Source organism: Lachnoclostridium sp. An138 (assembly GCF_002160765.1).
Taxonomy (GTDB): Bacteria; Bacillota; Clostridia; order Lachnospirales; family Lachnospiraceae; genus Laedolimicola; species Laedolimicola faecalis.
Genome location: NZ_NFLF01000001.1, coordinates 176,719 through 196,359 on the forward strand (window position 1 = coordinate 176,719; position 19,641 = coordinate 196,359).

18 protein-coding genes are annotated in these 19,641 nt (G+C 50.2%); 1 reads left to right on the top strand and 17 read right to left on the bottom strand.

Features of this window, described 5'->3' with window-relative positions; translation table 11 throughout:
* Positions 1–654 precede the first annotated feature (654 nt).
* Positions 655–1,665 (top strand): aspartate--ammonia ligase, encoded by a 1,011-nt coding sequence (gene asnA, locus B5E82_RS00805; protein ID WP_087305348.1) that lies wholly within the window; start codon positions 655–657, stop codon positions 1,663–1,665.
* 187 nt (positions 1,666–1,852) lie between these two features.
* Here the strand turns inward: asnA and B5E82_RS00810 are convergent, their stop codons facing one another.
* The 17 genes from B5E82_RS00810 to B5E82_RS00890 all read right to left on the bottom strand — a co-directional run bounded on the left by B5E82_RS00810 (position 1,853) and on the right by B5E82_RS00890 (position 19,579).
* The gene (locus tag B5E82_RS00810; RefSeq protein ID WP_087305351.1) at positions 1,853–2,485 is read right to left on the bottom strand and encodes a zeta toxin family protein; all 633 of its coding nucleotides are present in this window, start codon (positions 2,483–2,485) and stop codon (positions 1,853–1,855) included.
* 9 nt (positions 2,486–2,494) lie between these two features.
* Positions 2,495–3,460 carry a sugar kinase gene (locus tag B5E82_RS00815; RefSeq protein WP_087305353.1) on the bottom strand — a complete coding sequence of 322 codons (966 nt, stop codon included), beginning with the start codon at positions 3,458–3,460 and terminating at the stop codon, positions 2,495–2,497.
* Positions 3,453–3,878, bottom strand: coding sequence for a VOC family protein (locus B5E82_RS00820; RefSeq protein ID WP_087305355.1), 426 nt, complete (start codon positions 3,876–3,878; stop codon positions 3,453–3,455). Before B5E82_RS00820 ends, B5E82_RS00815 begins: the two co-directional genes overlap by 8 nt.
* 151 nt (positions 3,879–4,029) lie before the next feature.
* Positions 4,030–4,968 carry a class II fructose-bisphosphate aldolase gene (locus tag B5E82_RS00825; RefSeq protein WP_087305357.1) on the bottom strand — a complete coding sequence of 313 codons (939 nt, stop codon included), beginning with the start codon at positions 4,966–4,968 and terminating at the stop codon, positions 4,030–4,032.
* 101 nt (positions 4,969–5,069) lie between these two features.
* A complete protein-coding gene (locus B5E82_RS00830) occupies positions 5,070–6,038 on the bottom strand; it encodes an ROK family protein (RefSeq protein ID WP_087305359.1) in 969 nt (322 codons plus the stop codon).
* Between the two features lie 54 nt (positions 6,039–6,092).
* On the bottom strand, positions 6,093–7,079 hold the full coding sequence (locus B5E82_RS00835) for an ABC transporter permease (protein ID WP_087305361.1): 987 nt from the start codon (positions 7,077–7,079) through the stop codon (positions 6,093–6,095).
* Between the two features lie 49 nt (positions 7,080–7,128).
* Entirely contained in the window at positions 7,129–8,655 is a 1,527-nt protein-coding gene (locus B5E82_RS00840) for a sugar ABC transporter ATP-binding protein (RefSeq protein ID WP_087305363.1), read from the bottom strand.
* A 159-nt stretch (positions 8,656–8,814) separates the two neighbouring features.
* Complete coding sequence (locus tag B5E82_RS00845; RefSeq protein WP_162610668.1) at positions 8,815–9,873, bottom strand: sugar ABC transporter substrate-binding protein; 1,059 nt, start codon at positions 9,871–9,873, stop codon at positions 8,815–8,817.
* Between the two features lie 100 nt (positions 9,874–9,973).
* Entirely contained in the window at positions 9,974–10,657 is a 684-nt protein-coding gene (locus tag B5E82_RS00850; RefSeq protein WP_087305366.1) for a D-lyxose/D-mannose family sugar isomerase, read from the bottom strand.
* Positions 10,658–10,662: 5 nt separating this feature from the next.
* Positions 10,663–11,745, bottom strand: coding sequence for an aldose 1-epimerase family protein (locus B5E82_RS00855; RefSeq protein ID WP_242966207.1), 1,083 nt, complete (start codon positions 11,743–11,745; stop codon positions 10,663–10,665).
* On the bottom strand, positions 11,738–12,310 hold the full coding sequence (gene hxlB / locus B5E82_RS00860; protein ID WP_087305367.1) for a 6-phospho-3-hexuloisomerase: 573 nt from the start codon (positions 12,308–12,310) through the stop codon (positions 11,738–11,740). Before hxlB ends, B5E82_RS00855 begins: the two co-directional genes overlap by 8 nt.
* Positions 12,311–12,335: 25 nt before the next feature.
* Entirely contained in the window at positions 12,336–13,046 is a 711-nt protein-coding gene (locus B5E82_RS00865) for a ribulose-phosphate 3-epimerase (RefSeq protein WP_087305369.1), read from the bottom strand.
* 262 nt (positions 13,047–13,308) lie between these two features.
* Positions 13,309–14,517, bottom strand: a complete 1,209-nt coding sequence (locus B5E82_RS00870) for an ROK family transcriptional regulator (protein ID WP_140393057.1) — start codon at positions 14,515–14,517, stop codon at positions 13,309–13,311.
* Complete coding sequence (locus tag B5E82_RS00875; RefSeq protein ID WP_087305372.1) at positions 14,489–15,433, bottom strand: carbohydrate kinase family protein; 945 nt, start codon at positions 15,431–15,433, stop codon at positions 14,489–14,491. The genes B5E82_RS00870 and B5E82_RS00875 overlap by 29 nt, the downstream gene beginning before the upstream one ends.
* 160 nt (positions 15,434–15,593) lie before the next feature.
* Positions 15,594–18,089 carry a M56 family metallopeptidase gene (locus B5E82_RS00880; protein ID WP_162610669.1) on the bottom strand — a complete coding sequence of 832 codons (2,496 nt, stop codon included), beginning with the start codon at positions 18,087–18,089 and terminating at the stop codon, positions 15,594–15,596.
* The gene (locus B5E82_RS00885) at positions 18,070–18,453 is read right to left on the bottom strand and encodes a BlaI/MecI/CopY family transcriptional regulator (RefSeq protein WP_087305376.1); all 384 of its coding nucleotides are present in this window, start codon (positions 18,451–18,453) and stop codon (positions 18,070–18,072) included. Before B5E82_RS00885 ends, B5E82_RS00880 begins: the two co-directional genes overlap by 20 nt.
* Positions 18,454–18,679: 226 nt before the next feature.
* The gene (locus tag B5E82_RS00890) at positions 18,680–19,579 is read right to left on the bottom strand and encodes a ribokinase (protein WP_087305378.1); all 900 of its coding nucleotides are present in this window, start codon (positions 19,577–19,579) and stop codon (positions 18,680–18,682) included.
* Between the last annotated feature and the right edge of the window lie 62 nt (positions 19,580–19,641).

The following is a 19,641-nucleotide window of genomic DNA, read 5'->3' on the forward strand; positions in this document are numbered from 1 at the left end:
ATGTACATTTTACTGCTGTCATTTCCTGCTTCCGGAAGGGCCATTCCGGGCGGAGCGCTTTTCGTGGAATCCAAAACGAAAACCCCGTCCCGGAATATTTCTATTCCGGGACGGGGTTCTTATATCACATTTATAAAAATCCCGCGGTACCACCCGCATTGGAAAGCGTCCGCTTTTATCCTTTTTTCTGTCCTCCGGCATACTCCGGAAATACATCGATACGGATATCGGCTCACTCTCCCACTCTTGCCCGTAACGGAGGCTGCCGTACCGCCCTACTATCGGCTTATCGCTCCTGCTTCTGCCGCTTCAGACGATCTGCTCCCAAGTGTTCCCAAAATTTTCTCTTCCCAAGGACGCTCTCAGTCGGTGACGTCCTATTCCTGTCGGCCTCTGAAAATCCGAGTCTTGTTCTTTGCATTTACTTATAGTATAATTCCTTTATATGCGAGAAATATTAGCATAAATTTTTTTCGATTGCAAGGCTTTTTCCAGGCCCAGACTGCTTTCGAAAATATTTTTGCTCTCCGCCTGTTTGGGCCGTAATTTTTCTTGCGCATTGCAGGTGTCCGCTTTCCGGAAGCGTTATGGGAGAACATCTCCGCTTCTTCTGCGGACGCTTAACACAGAAAAAAGGAACAGGAGTCGATTTTTATGGAACATTTGTACATACCACCTGACTATTCCTCAAAGCTCAGTCTTTATGACACCCAGGTAGCCATCAAGACTGTCAAAGACTTTTTCCAGCAGTCTCTGGCTGATCAGCTCTATCTGCTGCGTGTCTCCGCTCCGCTCTTCGTTACGCCGGAATCCGGACTGAACGACAATCTGAACGGTGTGGAGCGCCCCGTTACCTTCGGCATCAAGGAGCAGAATGAGCGTCCCGCCGAGATCGTTCATTCCCTGGCAAAATGGAAGCGCAACGCCCTGAAGCAGTACGGCTTCCACATCGGCGAAGGCCTCTACACAGATATGAGCGCCATCCGCCGGGATGAGGATACGGATAATATTCACTCCATCTACGTGGATCAGTGGGACTGGGAAAAAATTATCCTGAAGGAAGACCGGAATGTAGAATATCTGAAGGAAACCGTCCGGAAGGTCTACAAGGCCCTGAAGAAAACGGAAAAATACATGTCCATCCAGTATGATTACATTGAAGAGATTCTTCCAAAGGACATCTATTTTATTACCACCCAGGAGCTGGCAAACCGCTATCCGGATAAGACGCCCAAGGAACGCGAGGACCTGATCGCTCAGGAAAAAGGCGCCGTCTTCCTGATGGAGATCGGCGACAAGCTGGCCGATGGCAAGCCCCATGACGGCCGCGCCCCGGACTACGATGACTGGCATTTAAACGGTGATATCATCGTCTGGTATCCGGTTCTGGGCCACGCCCTGGAGCTGTCCTCCATGGGCATCCGCGTGGATGAGGATTCCCTGGCCCGTCAGCTGAAGCTGGCCGGCTGTGAGGAGCGCGCCGAACTTCCCTTCCAGAAAGCCATTCTGGAGAAGCGCCTGCCCTACACCGTAGGCGGCGGCATCGGCCAGTCCCGTATCTGCATGTTCTACCTGAGAAAAGCCCACATCGGCGAAGTTCAGGTATCTATCTGGCCCGACGAGGTGCGGGAAAAGGCAGCGCGGTACGGCATCAATCTGCTGTAAGGATATCTGTGCCCACAGCTGGCAGGAAGCCTGTGCTTTCCTGTCAGCTGTGGATAGATATGGAGCGGTATCTGCCAAAAATCATACAGCTGAAAAAGGAGAATTATCCAGGTCACAGACCTCCGATAATTCTCCTTTTTTCTATTTTTCTGCTTTTTTATTTTTTCTGCTTCCTTCAGCTGTCTTTTCAGCTCTGATACTCCACGATCCTTCTGTATATCTCTTCATAGCTGATCCTGCCGAAATCCGTCACATCCACCAGAATATCAAGCCCCAGGTTGATATTGTATTCCTTGTGGGCAATTCCTGCCGTGAACTCCTCAAAGGTCGGCTGAATCCGGTTAACTGAATGAAGCTGAGCCGGCGTATAGGTTTCCATATGGTACTGATTCAGAAGGTGTCCCGGGTGGCGGTCCTCGCCCTTATCGCGCTTCGCCCCCCTGCGGTATACCGTTTCCATGTCCGTATAAAGGCAGATGGTCACTGCCGAATAGCCGGATTCATCCAGCAGCTCCTGAAGCTTTGGCTTGTGCCGCTGGTAGAACGGATACTCGATCAGGATAGTCTTATTCTCCCACATCCGTTTCTGGATGGTCAGATAAAACTCCTCCAGGCTGAACCAGTTCAATCTGTCTTTCTGCTTCTCATTGTCAAAGCCGAAGATATCCCAGTTCTTCTCTTTGATCTGATCATAGCTGATTTTTACAATCTCGTCGTTTCCCAGATAATCAAGAAAGCGCTGGGCCGTACCGCTCTTTCCGGTTCCCGGTCCGCCGGTGAAAATAATCAGAGTTCTGGGATTGGGGAATTCTCTTTTCATCGCCCGCACCTAGAACTGAAAGGTACCATCACGCATGGCCTGTACGTTCTCAGGGCTTATCTTTCCCTCCATGGGACCAAAAGCCGCCACATTGAGAGCTCCTGCCGCAGCCGCGATCTCCGCACACTCTTTCATGTCCTTTCCTTCCAGAAGAGCACAGAGGAAAGCGCCCAGGGAGGTGTCACCTGCTCCGGTGGGATCTACGGATTCCACCTTATACAGTCCCTGCTCGACCACCTGTCCGTCTCTCGTATAGATTCTGGAGCCTTTGGAACCCATCTTCAGCATCAGGATTTCCAGATTCGGATTTTCAAAGCACTTCTTTACGGCCTCTTCTACATCATCGATACCTGTCACCAGCTTCAGCTCATCAAGACCCGGCGCAAAAAGATTCGTTATTTCCAGCATCGCGTTGATAATCTCAAAACATTCCTTACTCTTGTTCGGGTTGGTCAGATGCTCTGTCCGCACATTGGGATCGAAACTGATCTTCGTGCCCCGGGCTTTCATGGCTCTGGCTGTCTTCACGATCTCCCAGCCATAGCTCAGCTTCGCGGTCAGCGCGCAGCCCATCACATGGAAATATTTTGCTTCCTTTAAAGAGGGTTCCGTCACATCCGGCATCACAGCCTTTGTGGCCGGCGTCTCATCCCAGTGGAAGAGGTATCTGCGGTCACCCTCGCTGTCGTACGCCACAAAGGCGCAGGCCGTAGATCCGTCCGGGTCCACAAGAACCTTGGATACATCCACGCCGTCTTTTTTCAGCCGGTTCAGCATGCACTCGCCAAAACCGTCTTTTCCGACTCCGGAAATAATACCGCAGCTGTGTCCCATTCTCGCCACGGTGGAAATCATAATCGCAGAGGAACCGGACGGATAGGGTCCTGAAAACAGCCCCGTCTCATTTAAGGGCTTATCTACCTCCGTCCGCATGATTTCGACCAGGGTCTCTCCCATTGTCCAAATTTCAGCCAAGAGCCTTCACCGCCTTTTCCTTTTCTTCCTCGGAAGCAAATTTCTGAATGAACTCTACAATCTCCTGATTCGGTCCGAGAATGGTCACATACTCTACACCGTGCTCCCAGTAAGGCAGAAATGCCGGACCCTCACGGAACTCATAGCCCTCTTCCTTCAGTTCCTTTACGCAGGCCACAATGTCCGTACAGTTCAGGGCAATGTGATCGATGGCGCCGATGGTATTCGACGCGCCGCCATCTTTTTCGTAAGTCTCGATGATGATATTCCCCCATTCGAAGAATTTCACAGGATTGCCGCCGTACACGGTCTCCCATTTCAGTTTAAAGCCCAGTCCCAGATAAAATTCCTCTGTCTTTTTGATGTCGTCCGTGGGGATTCCGATATGCTGGTACCCATCCACATACTGTGTAAGCATAGCTACAACCTCCTTTTTTTCATGAAAATAAATAAGAGGAGCAGATCATTTTTCATTCCATCCTCCCCCCTGAGAGAATCCCGGGAGGACTCTCTCAGACTATGGAGCTTCCGGTCCTGAAAATATCTGCCCCAGTTTTTCTTACTTTTCGTTAATTATAAATGCTTCTGAGAACTGCCGGAGCCTTTCCGGAGCAGTTAAACAAATCGCTCTTGGACGCAATCTCTGCTGAAATCGCTTTCCGTCCCGGTCCCACGATCTTGCGGGGATCGTACTCAGTCTCGGGAAGTGTGCGGATAGCTTCTCTTACAGCGTCTGTATACACCTTTTTCAGTCCTGTTCCCACATTAATCTTGCTCATGCCCATGGCAACGCACTTCCGGAAATCATCCTCCGGTACGCCGGTTCCGCCGTGAAGAACCAGGGCCACATCCGTCTTGCTGCGGATCTCTTCCAGAAGATCGAAGCGGATCTCCGGAGCAGCTTTATAGAATCCGTGGGCGGTACCGATGGCAACTGCCAGCGCATCAATTCCTGTCTTCTCTACAAACTCTGCTACAAGAGCCGGATCTGTATAAGCCTTTCCGGATTCTTCCACATGGATATTGTCTTCATGGCCTGCCAGCATGCCAAGCTCTGCCTCTACAGAGCATCCATTGATGCCGTAGGGACTGTGGTTATGGGCAAAGTCAGCAATCTCCTTCGATTTCGCAATATTTGTCTCAAAGTCTTCCTGAGAAGCGTCAATCATAACGTTCGTAAAGCCGGCCACAACCGCCTGCTTAATCTGTTCCAGATTTGTTGCGTGGTCCAGGTGAAGGCAGAAGGGTACCTCCGGATAAGTCTTCGCGATTCCTTTTGCAGTCTCCGCGATCAGCTCCAGAGAACCTATGTACTTGATTGCTCCGAGGGAAGCCATCAGAATCACCGGCGCGTTCTTTTCTCTTGCGCCCTCCACGATGCCGACCATCTCCGGAATCGTGCTGAAATTAAATGCTCCAACTGCGTATCTGTCCTCCGGCTTAGCGTCTGCCGATGTGGCAAGTCTGACAGAGTCAGCCATAATCTGCTTCATTGTTAATAATGGCATGTCTTTTCTCCTTTTTCAATCACTTTTTTGATCATCCGCCAATACACCAATACATATGTCTGCTGCGCTACGGTTTCCTTCGCTGCAGCAGTTTATTTCTGCTACAGCTTTCCGTCAAGAGCCTTCTTCACCATAACGTACGCGCCATAAGCCACTACCTTATCGTTCAGCTCTGATATACGGATTCTGTTCTCCTCCACCTGGAAACAGGTATGTCTGTGTATCTCATTCATCATGGTATACCAGAAATATTTGTCAGCCTTCACCATTCCGCCTGCCAGAACAATTACATCCGGATCAAACAGATTAAACAGGTTGGAAAGGCCTACTCCGATATAGTATCCTTCCTGCTGCAGCATGTTGATGGCATAGGGATCGCCCTTTTCCGCAGCATCACTTAAGATCTTTCCATTTACCTTCTCCGGGTCATAGCCGATGGATTCGAAAGCCAGGGAACGGATTCCACACTTCATATCCCGTTTCATACGGTTGTTCATGGCTGTCCCTGACGCGTACAGCTCAAAGCATCCGCTTCCGCCGCAGCCGCATTTTGGTCCCGCGAAATTGATAGACACATGGCCGAACTCTCCGGCAAAACCGGAATGGCCGTGGAAAATCTCGCCGCCTATGGCAATTCCGCCGCCGCAGCCTGTGCTGATAGTCTGATACAAAACCACGTTTTCGCCCTTTGCCACACCCACGTTGGCCTCCGCAAGGGCTCCCAGGTTTCCGTCATTCTCCACATAGACAGGCACGCCGAATTCCTGTCTCAGACGCTCTCCAAGAGGAAAGTTCTTCCACCCCATCAGAGGCGCGTCCAGAATCAGTCCTGTTTTGTAATCGAGAGGGCCAGGCGCAGCCACGCCTATGCCCTCGATTTCTTCTTTTTTCTTGCCTGCCGCTTCCAGAACATCATAAGCGAGCTCTATGGTATTCTGAAATACCGCATCCTCACCCTCATATGTTCTGGAGCTTTTCACTTTAAAATCTGTTACCGGCTCACCCTGGTCGTTGAACACGACAGCTGTTGTCTTGGTTCCGCCAATATCGATAATCAAAAAGTATCTCATATGCTCCAGTCCACTTTACATTTTATTCCCGCCAGTCTGCCGCGGGGTGTTTGATTATTCAGCTCTCTTCTTCTGAGCCATATCAAGCATTACTGCCAGGATAATGATAACACCGATTACGACCTTCTGCCAGTAAGCGGAAATCTCCATCAGCGTCATACCATTGTTGATAACTGCGATGATAGCGCATCCAAACATGGCTCTTGCTACAGAACCGGTACCGCCGGACAGAGACGTTCCTCCAAGTACGGTAGCCGCAATGGCGTACATCTCGTAACCGTCACCGGTATTGGGATGACCGTTGTTTACCTTGGAAGCCGCTACGATACCTGCCAGACCTGCTGTGATACCGCAGATCATATGGCACTTCAGAGTTACCAGCTTTGTATCAATACCGCACATGTGAGCTACGGAAGCATTGGAGCCTACCGCAAATACATGACGGCCAAATACAGTCTTTGTAAGGATGATATGGAAGATAACCACAACAATCGCAGTGAAAATAACGATAACCGGAATGATACCTGTCTTAAAGCTCTCTGTCTTAATCAGACGGCCTGCGCCCAGCATGGAGAAGCCTGTGGGAAGTCCGTATACAGGACCGCCGCCGGAAATGATATAGGCAAGTCCGCGGAACGCCTGCATCAAAGCCAGTGTACAAATCATGGGAACCAGACCTCTGTAAGCAATCAGCCAGCCGATGAAAAGACCAATGATGGCTCCTGCCACAAGACCTACCAGAATGGAAATTACCATACATGCGAAGGTGGATTCCACGCCAAGGGCGAGAACTGCCTGTGCAGCAAGAATACCTGTGATAGCCATGGAGGAACCAACGCTGATATCGATACCGCCCAGGATAATTACATAGGTAAGTCCGGTTGCCAGAAGAGCGTTCAGACACATCTGTCCGAACAGGTTAATAACGTTTGCAGTCTTTAAGAATGTACTGTTTCCAATAGAAAAACCGATAACAAGAAGTATCAGTACCACTACAACTATATTATCAGTGATTAACTGTTTCACATTATCTTTTTTCATTTTATTTTCCTCTCTCTAATCAATTTCATTTATAATGGCCGGTTCCGATTTATTTTTTCCCTGCCTTTTTCTTTGGCTTTTTATCAGAACCATCAGAAACAGGGTTTGCAAGAGATATCAGATTCAGCTCTGTAATCTCTGACCGTGTCAGTTCTCCGGTCAGGCGTCCTTCCGACATAACATAAGCTCTGTCGGCCACCTTGATAATCTCCGGCATATCGGAAGACACCATGATGATGCTTCCGCCTTCTTCTACAAACTGATCCATCAGGGCATAGAACTCTGCTCTCGCGTTTACATCGATACCCTTTGTGGGCTCGTCAAGGATCAACAGTTTAACACCCGCTGCCAGCCATTTAGAAAGGATAACCTTCTGCTGATTACCGCCTGAAAGATTGCCGCAAAGCGTCAGGATATTCGGCGCTTTAATCTTCAGCTTGCCCATATACTCCTCACTGGTCTCTTTCTCCCAGGGAACATTTACAAAACCATTCTTCGCATGGAACGGCAGATTGGGAAGCGCGATATTCTCCTCAATGGTCTTGGTAAGGAGAAGTCCCGTACGCCGGCGGTCCTCCGTAGCAAGTCCGATTCCTCTGCGGATAGCGTCAGCCGGGTTCTTAATATGTACTTCCTCTCCGTTCAGATACACTTTTCCGGAAGTAAGCTTCGTAGCCCCGAAAATCGCTTCCATAACCTCTGTACGTCCTGCTCCTACCAGTCCGGAAAAGGCTACAATCTCTCCTGCGTTTGCATGGAAGCTTACGTTTTCAAACTTGCCCTTCTGGCAGAGTTTTTCTACTCTGAGAACCTCCTGCTTTGCAGTGTGATCCGGCTTTACGAAAGCTCCCAGCTCACGTCCTACCATGCTGTTTACAATCGTCTGCTCATCCACTTCATTGATTTTATACTCCGCAACCTTGAGGCCGTCACGGAAAATGGAGCACCTTTCACAGATAATGGACAGCTCTGCCATACGATGGGTTACGTAAATCATAGTAGTATTCGCGGCCTTCATCTTACGCACCTGCTCAAAAAGAGAATCGATCTCTTTCTCAGAAAGTGAGGAAGTGGGCTCGTCAAGAACTACTACTTTTGCATGTTTCGAAATTACCTTTGCGATCTCCACCATCTGCAGCTGCGCGGCTGTCAATGTGGAGCAAAGGGTATGCGCGTCAATTTCAAGTCCCATCTCATCAAGCACAGCCTGCGCATCGGCTTCCATTTTTTTACGATCCAGAAGTCCGTTCTTCTGCTTCGGCTCGCATCCGAGATAAATATTCTCGGCCACGGTCAGATGCGGAGCGATAGAAGTCTCCTGCTGAATTACTGCGATACCGGCATCCAGAGCATCCTTCGGAGTTTTGAAGTTGCATACCTTTCCGTCCAGAATCACTTCGCCTCTTGTAGGTTTGTAGATCGAGGCGATAATTTTAATCAGCGTAGATTTTCCGGCGCCGTTCTCACCAACCAGAGCATGGCACTCACCGGGATAAAAATCGATGCTGATATCCTCCAGCGCCTTAACGCCCGGAAATTCCTTGGCAATATTTTTTACCTGTAAGACCGGTTGCATATCTGTCCTCCATTTCCTTTTTTATTCCCGCGGGCGGCAGGCCGGCGCCTTCTGTCCCCGGCGGCCGTCTGCGGGTCTTATAAAAAGAGGACCGGATTTCCTGTATCCGGCCCTCCCCCTTTCAGACCAATCTAATACTTAGTCCGTGTGTTTTATCTCTTATTCAAGGTAATCTGCTACGTTCTCAGCAGTTACAAGCTCGCACTCGATCAGGTCTTTCTGCTCACCTGCTACAGCGCCAGTCTGGAAGTACTCAGCAATCTTATCTACGATACCGGAACCGATACCAACCGGATTCTGAGCAACTTCAGCTTCCCAAATCTTTCCTACTTCCGGATCTGCGATGTACTCACATGCAGTCTGTCCAGCGTCGAAACCAACGATCTTTGTGCTTGCACCAGCAGACTGGATGGAAGCCAGAGCGCCGTAACCAGTCGGGTCACCTACTACGAAGATGTAGGAAAGGTCATCGCCGTACTGAGTAATCAGGTTCTGCATGATATCAGAAGCCTTTGCCTGATCGTTGTCAGCATCCTGAGACTCGATAAGAGTCAGATCCTTGCCGCCGTCGATAGCAGCCTGGATGGTCTCCTCGAAACCAGCCTGACGGTCTCTTGTGGACTGTGCAGAAGCGTAGGTAATGCAGCCTACAGTAGATCCTTCCGGAGCATGCTCTGCAATGTACTCACCAGCGGTAACACCACCTGCGTAGTTGTTAGAACCTACGAAGGAAACATACTGATCCATATACTCGTCATCCAGAGTACAGTCAAATGTGAAGATCTTTACACCCTGCTCGTTAGCAGCCTGAATTGCAGGCATGGTTCCTGCCGGGTCATTTGCAGAAAGAGCAACTGCATCATATCCTGCTGCAACATAGTTGTTAATCAGGTCAGAGCAGATGTTTCCGTCCAGCTGCTGGTCTGCCAGAGTCGGCTTCGGAATTCCAAGAGCTTCACACTGTGCAACGATACCCTCTTCAACGCTCTGATAGAATGCGTCATTCTCAGTACCTACGATGAAAGCCAGCTTCAGTTCAGAAAGATCCTTGGTCTCTCCTGCAGCATCTGCTGTCTCCTCTGTAGCAGCTGCATCCTCTGTGGTCTCCTCAGTTGCCTCAGCTGCGGTATCTGTAGCAGCGTCATTTCCGCCACCGCAAGCAGTCAGAGAAGCAACCATTGCTGCTGCAAACAATGCAGCCAGAATTCTCTTTTTCATCTTTTTCATCCTCCTAGATAAAAATTTTTTGAGTGTATTTTTTAATACTCCCTCGCAGGAGTATACACTTTCCTGTTACCAGTTTTCCTTATACTGTTACTCAATCCTTCGCTGCCGGATATTCGGTGCAGAGCAGACGATAGGGCGGCTCATCCTCTTCAATAGACGGATATCTTCCAAGAGGGTTCTTGAACCGGTTATCTGTGTTGTCATCATTGGTCATGGATACCTCGCCGATCAGAGCGGGGCCGCCCTCCGGAATGATGAACTCGTGATACAGGTAGGGATACAGGGTAAAGCTCTCGCCTCTGTGAAGCGTCACCTGGCTTCCCGCCGGCAGCGTATACTGTCTTCCATCCTGGCAGATCAGCACATCTGTATCCAGGAACTCTCCGGTGTCCGGGTCCGCGTTATAAAACGTAAAGACAATATCGTTTCCTCCGCGGTTGATGATATCTTCCATCTTGTTCCAGTGGAAATGCATCGGGGAGACCTGTCCGGAATCACACATCATAATCTTTTCCGCATAAGGTTTCTTGTACTTGGGATTATGTACGTTTCCATTACGGATGGTAATCAGAGCCAGGCCAAGGGTATCAAAATGTCCCTCGCCATAATCCGTCACATCCCAGCCAAGGGCATTGTCACGAATCTCGTCATACTCATGTCCCTTCTCGGCCCACTCTTCCGGAGTGAAGCTTAAATAGGGAGGCAGAGCGAACTTATACTCCGCCAGCAGCGCTTCAAATTTTTTGATTACTGCGTTGATTTCTGATCTTTTCATCTCTATTACTCCTCCTGCGCCTTCAGCGCATTGATTTTCTGAATCATTTCTTCCAGCTTTTCTCTGCCTTCCACCACGGAAAACTTCAAGGTATTGGTTTCCTTTTCGAAAGGCTCCAGATAATGCACGCTGTTCTGCTCAATGTGGTGCAGCTTGCCGTATACGCTGGAATTCGAGGGCTCCAGGCCCAGCACATAATCGCCTGACGCCATGGATTTCCACTCCATAAAATAGGGAAGGTTCTTACGGTTAAACTCAATCGCAAGTCCGATATTCAGCTCATGATTGGCGACCAGAACCATGGTGTCCAGATTCTCATCTGATTTCATGTCGTGAATAAACACATATTCCGGCTCGTTATCCTTTGGAGAATCGATCCTGTCCCATTCCTCCACATGTTCCTCGGAAAACGCTTCTCTTCCTGTCACCTTCACAGAAGGAACATAAAGCCTGCAGTTCTCATTCAGGAACGGATATCCCATATTGCAGTGATATAAAAGCATCAGAGGCTCCGGGCGGAACGCCTGGTTTTCAATCTCATCCGTCACTGTGATGCTGTTCTCTCCCAGCACACTTTCTATCTTTCTGCGGAGTACCATGTTCTCCCCGAACAGTTCCGCTTCCCGCATCTCGCCGGAAATCACCAGGCGGACGCTGTCTCCTTCTGTAATCACATCCGTGCACACATGCTCTGCCGGCGTCGTGCGCATCCTCCCGTGCATGGGGTAATCCTTGCCGTCCACCGTACAGGGAGCGCAGATATTTTCCAAACCGCAGGTAAAAAACAGACCGCCCATGATGCTTCTCTGGGCTTCCTGGCCATTGGTATCGTACTGGTTTCTTCCTTCCAGTCCGGGCTTTGCCAGAAATGTCATATTCAATCCCTTATAGGTTAAATCTGTAATGTCGAGAGCCTTGTCAGCCGCGGAATGAAAGAAAATGTCTCCGCATTTTGCTTCAATCGCATTCATATGCTCCGCGCGGCCTTCCTTGTAGGTGACCGGCCGGGCGTATACCAGCTGCTGAAGGCTTCCGCAGTATTTCATCAGCTTCTTATTCATCGCTGCCACGTTCCTTCCGTCACTCAAGATTTGCGTGATATCTCCACAGGCTCTTCATATCCAGTCCACGCTCATCGATAATCATCTTCGCCACCACATCTCCGAAGAGCAGAAGGCTCTGCTCGAAAAGAGAGGTCATAGGCTGGATAGAATCAATCTCATCATCCAGATAGTTCTTGGTTCTGACCGGGATGCGGACCATGAACTCGCACAAATCCTTCATCTCACTGTTCGGGTTGGAACCGATATGTACAATCTTTGCTCCGATGCCGTGGGCTTTCTTCGCGATTCCCAGCGGAAACAGGGAGCCGCCGCTTCCGGAGCCTACCACCAGCAGATCCTTTTCCGTAATGGCCGGCTCTGTAATCTCTCCCACATAATGGGTTTTGATTCCCAGGTGGGCAAGTCTCTTACAGATGGCCTGAAGAGATAGGAGCACTCTTCCCACGCCTACAAAATATACCTGATCGGCTTTCAGTACCGCATCCACGAATCTTTCCACCGATTCCGGGTCTACCGCGCCAAGAGCCTTGTCTATCTCTCCCAGCACGTCTTTTACTGTCTGATTATAATGTTCACTGTAATATCCCATTTGACTGATTCCTCTTTTTTTATTCTTACGGTTGTGTGCCGTTGATCTCATCCTCCAGAGCCTTCAGCTTCTTCAGGCTGCCTTTCTGGTCTTCCCTGCTGATGCAGGTGCTTCCTGCCACAAAGATATTTGCCTCTCCTGACATTCCATAAGTCCGGATGTTCTCCGGCGAAATACGTCCGTCGAGAATCACTTTTGTATCCAGCCCTCTGGACTGAATCATCTCATGCAGGTCATGAATCTTTCTTGCGGAATAGGCTGTCTGCGCCTCTCCTTTCATCTGGGCGAATCCCGGATTGATCAGCATCAGCAGAACCGCGTCGCATTTCTCCAGAATATATTCCAGCTCATACAGGGGGGTAGCCGGCTTCAATGCCACTCCCGCCCGGATTCCCTTGCTGTGAATGTAATTCAGCATTCCATCCACATGATCACAGGTCTCCATATGGAATACAATCTGTGAAACCCCGGCTTCGATCAACTCGTCCACAAAGAACTGCGGGTCCTTTACCATCACATGGGCTTCCAGCTCCAGCTTTGTCCTCTTTGCGATCTGCTTTACCGTATCCAGTCCCAGCGGCATGCTCGGGCTGAAATGACCATCCAGAATATCTACGTGAATCATCTCAAGTCCGGCTTCCTCAATCAGCCTGCACTGCTGCTCCAGATTGCACATGTCTAATGTAATCATTGACGGAGATACGTGACAGGATTTTTTCCAGATATTTTCATTCATGATTTCTATACTCCCGCTTGATAGTCTGTCTTATTTAGTGCGTTCGCCTTACTAATTAATTTAAAAATACTATAACCTTTTTGATGGTGCTTGTCAATACAATGAATTACTTTTTACATTTACTACAAATTTTTCTGCATTTTTTTGTGCAACATGACTATCATAAAAAAGAAGAGCTTCCAGATAATTGAAAGCCCCTCTTTTTTCATGCTGCTGCATCCCTTCGTGTTCTTACTCTCTCCTATTTCTTTTAACTATTCGTTTAAACAATCAGCTCTCCTTCAAACGTTCTGTTTATGGCGTTGCACACTGCCCCCAGCACCATAGCTTTGTCCAGGAAACTTGTCTTTCTGACAAGGGTTCTCACTTTTTTGTTGGAAAACTTCCGGTCATTGATAAGATCCTCCAGTATGGTGAGATACCGTTCCGGCCAGTATATGGCGCCCAGCCCCAGCAGAATAATCTCGAAATTCATAATATTTTCCAGGCTGATGACCGCGCTGGACAGATCCATAAGCATTTCTTCCATAATTTTCCGCACTTTTGGATTGCTGTCCATCCGGCAGATAGACTGGTAGTCCTTTTTCTTTCCCAGGGCGGCTTCAACCTTTCTCTCTATCACTTCAGTCCCCACATAGGTTTCAAGGCAGCCCAGGTTCCCGCATATACCGCACCTGTTCCCATGATGGTCAATAGATAGATGTCCTATCTCCGGCGGATATCCGGAATTGCTCTCATAACGGCGTCCTCCCATGATAATGCCGCTTCCAAACCCTTCATCCACACAGATGACAAGCATATCCTGATAATCTTTCCCACTGCCGTAAAGCTGCTCCATCAGGGCCACACTCTGAACATCATGATCCAGAAAAATCGGAATACCGTATTTCTCCCTCAGAGGTTCCGTCACTGACACATTCTTAATCCCGTGAAAATAACCGGGATTGATAATCTTTCCCAGCTTGACATCCACCGGCCCCGGCGTGGACACGCCGATTCCGATCACATCGTCCCTGCCCTCCAGCATATGGTCCAGAAGGACACAAACTGCCTCCATCAATTCTTCAGAGCTGCTCCATTCCCGTTCTATCCGCTCATACTTATACAGCTTCAGCCGCATATCGCAGAGAACGGCTTCCGCAAATCCCCGGCCCATAACGACGCCTGCGTATTTGGGAGAACCCGGAGCAATTTCCAGATTTACAGGGCTCCTGCCCTGGGCCTTCGTATTTTCTTCCTCTTCTTTCGCTTTCTCCGTCTCTGTCAAATAGCCTTTTTCAAGAAGCTCATTGACAATCGCTGAGATTCCTGTCTTGGTCAGCCCGGTCTGTCTGGAAAGTTCGATTCTGGAAGAGCAGCGTTCAGTGGCAATCAGCTGCAGCACCAGCCCTCTGTTCCTCTTTTTCAGATAATCCTTATTTACCCCCAGTCTGGACATGACGCTACTGATTCTCGGAAAGGAACTGCTCAATCTTTTCTCTTGTGGGGAGAGACGCAATGGCTCCTTTCTCACGGACAGACAGAGAACCGCTTACATTGCCGTACTTCACTGCGTATTTCAGAATATCCGCATTCAGCTGATCCACAGAGGCCACTCCCTGGTTCAGCACGCAGGCCAGGAAGCCTCCCCAGAACGCGTCGCCCGCTCCCGTGGTATCTGCCACATGGTCTACACGGTACCCGGGAACCACATAAGACTGCCCGTCATAGAACAGCTCGGCTCCGCCGCCGCCCAGAGTCAGGACTGCCGCCGCGATGTCATACTCCTTCATGATGTTCAGCACATTGTCATGTCCTCCCACCATATCGATCTCCTCATCGGAAAGCTTCAGGAAATCCACATATTTCAAAATGGAAAGCACTTCCCGGGTACACGCTTCCTTGTCATCATTCCACATCAGGTTGCGGTAATTGATGTCAAAGCCTACCAGCTTGCCCAGCTCATGTGCTCTTGCCATGGCATATTCCGTAGCCTCCACGGCTTTTCCTGCAGACAGGGAGCAGGAGCCTGCCTGAACGATCCGGCAGGTCTTAAGATCCTCATCTTTAATCTCGCTCTTGTCCAGCATCATATCAGCGCCCGGCTTTCTGGCAAAGGTAAAACTTCTGTCATTGTTCTCATCCAGAGACACAAAAGCCATAGTTGTAATCGCTTCTTTCGTCATCTCCGGAGCCAGAGGCGTCACGTTATTCTCCCGCAGGGTCTTCAGAAGAAATCTTCCGAAATCGTCGTCTCCCACCTTGCAGTAGATACCGGCTTCCAGGCCGTTTCTCGCGGCAGCAATCGCCACGTTCGCCGGCGCTCCGCCTGCGTTTCTGATATAGCTTGCTTCTTCCTGTCCCGGTATAAAGTCAATCACCATCTCGCCAATTGTTATAAAATCCATAGTCCCTCCTGTAATCCTCCCGCCTTCTGATCACAAGTTCCTTCTCATGACTCATAACCTGAAGGTAAGTATTTTTAATAAAATCATACCAATTGAGGGAAAAAAGTCAATCATTTTTTATAAAGCCGGAAAACTGCCCGCCCGCGTCCATTCTTTTTCTTCATTTTCCATACAGGACGCTGTATTCCTCCAGAGACAACATCTCCATGGACGTGCCAGAGGTCCGGATTTCCCCGTCCTGTGTGCTCAGAAGCAGGCGGCTGTTCTCCAGATACTGTCTGAGTCCATCTGTCCATTGCCGCAGATTTTCTTCGTTCGGACGGCTGTTTTCCTCCAGGTTCCAGCTAAAGGAGGAACCGGCCGCCTGCAGAATCTGTCCGTAGGCTCCCAGCCGGAAGACCTGATACCGGTATTCTCCGTAGGTATCCCGGTCCTCGGCATGAATAGTCGTGATGAAATCATTTTCCCCGTCTGTGCCCAGATAAATGCTGTTCCATCCGGCCCTGGATGTATGGGCTGACATGGAATAGAGCAGCTCACCGTCTCTATTTTTCAGAAGAACCAGTCCGCTGTCCCCGTCTCCTGTATTGCCTGTATAAATCTCTGCCGTCTCCGTTCCGCGGCTCTCCGATATATCCGCCTGCTGCGTACTGTCCAGCGTATAATAAGCCTCCAGCAGCTCCTCTCCCGTCATTCCCAGCCTCTCCTGCAGTTCCTCGTAACCTGTATCCCGGATAAACGGCTCATATGTGATCCCGTCCCCGTACCAGGCGCTGTCCACCTCCGCCCTTGTAATCAGGCCATCCTGAATGGTGATGGTGCAGGGAACATTCATCCGGGAGAGCCCGCCGGAAACAGCATCTGCAAATTCATCAAAGGTCACTGCCTCGTACCGGAGAGTATTCATCTCCTGATTCACCAGATACGCACAGTAATCCACAAAGGGAAGCGCGGGAAGCGGCCCGTCCTCTTCCATATCCCAGAAATCCACCACATAAAAATCTACCGCCTCAAGACTCCTGCTGATACTGCGGATAAAAATCTGGTACACCCCATCCGGCACACTGCCGCCAGCCAGCAGCTCCTTTGTAAGAACCTCCGGTTCTTCCGCCTGTTCCATCGTCTCCTCACTCCGGGCTTCCTCCGGAGTCAGCGGCACCAGACGGCACTCAATTCCCAGACCATACTCCTGCAGAAAAGCCTCTGTCTGCTCTGTGGAGAGCGCAATCCAGAAATTGTTATTCACATCATCCACGGACAGGACCGGAACCGACGCCAGAATCTCCCTGCCGAAATTTCCGTCATGCCAGATTTCCAGAGTATCCCCCTGTTCCGCCTCCGGCGCAAGCTCAAACGGAAGCGCCATCAGATACTGGTCTGCTCCCTCGTAGCTGAGACGGAAGCCTCCCTGGCCCATAACCTCGATGCTCTCCGCATCCTCCGTAAAGCTGCCGGGATAGCTTTCCAGAATCCCCGGAATGACTCCTCTGGGAAACGTGATTTTCACCAGATTGCCCGCTTCCAGACTGTCTATCTCAGCCCCCGTATGGAAAGTGACCCTTTCTGCATCCGGAATACTCACCCCTCCGCTCCGCGGTATCTCCACAAGCAGATCATTCGTGCCGCCCAAAAAAGAATACTGCACAACTCCGTAGTAAACTGCCTGGGAATCCTTTGCGGGATTTGCCAGCAGCCAGACCGCCAGCAGAATACAGGCTGCCGCAATTCCCGCCGCCAGCAGCCGTTTCGGTCTGCGGTAACGCAGTACATTGCGGATTCGGCTGCCCGTATCCCCCTCTCCAAAGGCCAGAGGGATGCCCCGTGAGATTCCTTTCCCGGAAGCCATGGCAAGCAGAGATTCCGAGTATGCCTTTTTCACGCCGGCTCCCATTTCCTTTATCACCGCTTCATCGCAGGCCATCTCCATATCCCGCCCGCTGAAATGAAAAGCCGCCCACACAAGAGGATTGAACCAGTGAATCATAACTGCCAGCCATGCCAGCGCCCGCAGCAGCGGGTCCCGGCGCCGGATATGAATCTCCTCATGCAGCCGTATGTACCGCTCTTCCTGGGGAGCCAGGTGAGCCGGCAGATAAATTCTGGGCCGTAAAATACCGCAGACAAAGGGCGACCCCTTTCCGGAAAACCGGTAAATACGTTCGCTTTCCCTGACCGCTCCTCCCAGACGCCTTTTCAGGCGCACAAGAGATATCACGCTGTACAGCATCAGAACCGCCATTCCCAGACCCCAGACAATTCCGGCTGCAAAGAGAATCAGCTGCATCGGATTCACGGAGCCTGCCGGATTTCCCTGGGGCAGAGAACTGTTGACCGCTTCATTTACCGACTCGTTTATCGACTGAGCCGGAAGATGGAGCTCCGGATTCATCTGGTACCCGATATCCTCCGCAATATATTCCATGCGGCCCCCGCTGCCTGCTTCATTCCGGAGAGCTCCCAGAAGGGACAGCGGAGCCGAAAAGGATACCGGACAGAGCAGCCGGAACAATACCACCGCCCAGAGCGCATAGGAAAAGATACGCGGCGCGCGCTTAAGCAGGAGCCTCGCCGCAAAGACTGCCAGAATCACCACGCTGGCCGTCAGGCTCATATTCAACACTTCTATCAGCGCTCTTTCAAGAATGCGTTCCGTCATTTTCCCCCTCCTCATACTCTTCTATCAGCTTTTTCAGCTCCGCCACTTCTTTTTCGCTCAGCCGCTTTCTGTGAGAAAAAGCCGCCAGAAACTTTGGAAGCGAACCCTCAAAATGCTCATCCAGAAACTGTTCTCCCTGAGCAGCCAGGAATTCTTCTTTTGTCATCTGTGCTCTTACCACCCCCTGCTCATTGCTGAAAATTCCCCTCAGACAGAGTCTTTTCAGCATGGTGTAGGTGGTTGAGCGCTTCCAGCTGAAGGCTTTCTCGCAAAGCCTTGCCAGTTCCCCGGAAGACACCGGCTCTTTCTCCCAAATCAGGTCCGCAAATTTCTGTTCCATCTCTCCAAGCTTGTAAGGTTCCATTATCCCCCTCCTCTCCCGCCATCCGGACGTTCTCTCATACTGTTCTGCTGTTCTGTTCCGTTTTCCTGTCCTTTTTGTTGGTCTAATGTCATTAGACATCTTTAGTCTAACAGTATTAGACTGGATTGTCAACAAGATACTGCCATAACGGCATTTCCCGCCGCTCGCGAAAGAAAAAGCAGGAATGGAAAATCATATCTCAACCATTCCTGCCCTTCTTATCAGCCTACATTTCCGGCCGCCACACTTCCACTTCTTTTCTCCAGGGAATCGACGGAGCGGCTCCCGCCCGCGTAACTGCGATGGCAGATGCCCGTGCCGCCAGATCCATGGCTTTTTCCGGAGTCTGTCCGGCAGCAGCCTCCGCAATGAAATATCCTGTAAAAGTATCTCCTGCTGCCGTCGTGTCCACCGCCCTGACACGGTACGCCTTCTGATGTATCTTTTGTTCCCGGTCGGCATAAATCGAACCCTTTGACCCCAGCGTCAGAACAATGGATGCTCCTGGAAAGCGTTCCAGCAGTCTCTCCGCCAGTATCTCCCCGTCTGTCTCCCCTGTATTCAGAATCTGTCCCGCCTCCACCTCGTTCAGAAGAAAATAGTCCACATCATCCAGAGGAAGCTCTTTCATTTTTTCATCCATGGGCGAAGGGTTCAGAATGACGTTCATCCCTTTTCTATGAGCCTTTTCCATAATGTACGGAAGCTCGTTAATCTCATTCTGAAGCAGCAGATAATCTCCTTTATCAAAGCTTTTCAGTACCTGATCCGCCTGTTCTCTGGTAATGGCCTGATTCGCCCCTCCATATAAGATAATGCAGTTGTCTCCGTCCTTATCATTCTGTATGATCGCATTCCCAGTTCGAATCTCATCCAAAACCGCCACATGCTCTGTGTTTACACCGGCCTCCTCCAGCTGTCTCAGCAGAAAACCGCCGTCCGTTCCGACTGCTCCCGCATGATATACCTCCGCCCCGGCCTTCGCCAGAGCAATCGACTGGTTCAGCCCTTTTCCGCCGCTGAACACCTGCAGAGACTGCGAAGAGATCGTCTCTCCCTTCTGCACAAAATGCTCCACCTTATATGTATAATCAATATTCAGCGAGCCAAAGCACAGTATTTTCATAGCCGCCCTCCATATCAGGAGAGCCGCAGGTTTTTATCATATAAAATCTGCGGCCCTGCTGC